This is a genomic window from Stenotrophomonas sp. P5_A8, assembly GCF_056400545.1.
In genome coordinates this window covers 1-980 of the sequence record NZ_JBFULB010000594.1, presented here as the reverse complement: position 1 = coordinate 980, position 980 = coordinate 1, and the positions used below count along the sequence as shown (strand labels likewise).

1 protein-coding gene is annotated in these 980 nt (G+C 67.1%); it reads right to left on the bottom strand.

Annotation, left to right across the window (positions count from 1 at the left end; all coding sequences use genetic code 11):
* Positions 1–388: 388 nt before the first annotated feature.
* Positions 389–980: MlaA family lipoprotein (locus tag AC1DQP_RS20920; protein WP_478052489.1), on the bottom strand; the 592-nt coding region annotated here is incomplete at its 5' end.

Below are 980 nucleotides of genomic sequence, written 5' to 3'. Positions count from 1 at the left end.
GGGCATGGGMGCCCAGCGCCCGACCCACCGACCAGAGCCAAAAAAGCCGGGCTCCGCCTGCGCCGCGAGCCGAGCCCCTTAGCGGCCGGTAGGCCCTTGGGCAAAATAAAGGAGGAGGCCGCCCCGCGGCCGGGGGACATTTGCGCCAAGGGCCTACCGGCCGCTAAGGGGCCCTCACGCTCGCGACAGACCGGAGCGGAGACGCCGCCCGATCCACAACCGGCGCCTGAACTATCCGACCGCACGCGTGCAGCCGTGCCCAATCTGTTACGCCGGTTGGAACAAGTCGCGCTCTGTACGGGGAGAGGAACCAAAAAAATCCCGCCAAGGCGGGGTTTTTGTCGGCTTCCTGCGGGTAGGTACCCACCGTTGGCAGGTACGCCCTGGCTCAGTTGCCCCAGTTCGGCATCGGCATCGCATCGACCGGGATCGGCGCGGTGTCGTCGGCATCCTTGCCGCGCGTGCGCTTGTCGCGCAGATCGTTCTCGATCTGGTAGTTGCGCCGCTGCAGCCAGGCATCGCGGGTCAGCGCGTACTCGTCCACGGCGCTGTCGCGGATGTCATCCAGTGCCATCAGCTGCGAACGCATGTCCACCAGCTGCAGACCCTGCAGACCGATGCGCACCTTGTCCTCTTCGATCGTGCGGATCGGCGAGAGCGGAATGTCGCCCGCCAGGCCGAACACATCACGCACGGTACGCGGGCCGAAGAACGGCAGTTCCACGTAGCGCGAACCGCGCCAGCCCCAGGCACCCAGGGTCTGGCCGAAGTCTTCGCTGCGGCGCGGCACCATCGCCTTGCTGGCCGGATCGAACAGGCCGCCCAGGCCCAGCGTGGAGTTCATGACAAAACGGCCCAGGCTGTCCCAGGCATCGCCGGGCCTACCCTGAAGCACCTGGTTGGTGATGGTCACCGGCGCACGCAGGTTGCTGAAGAAGTTGGTCACGCCGGTACGGGCGAAGCGCGGCACCACCTTGGTG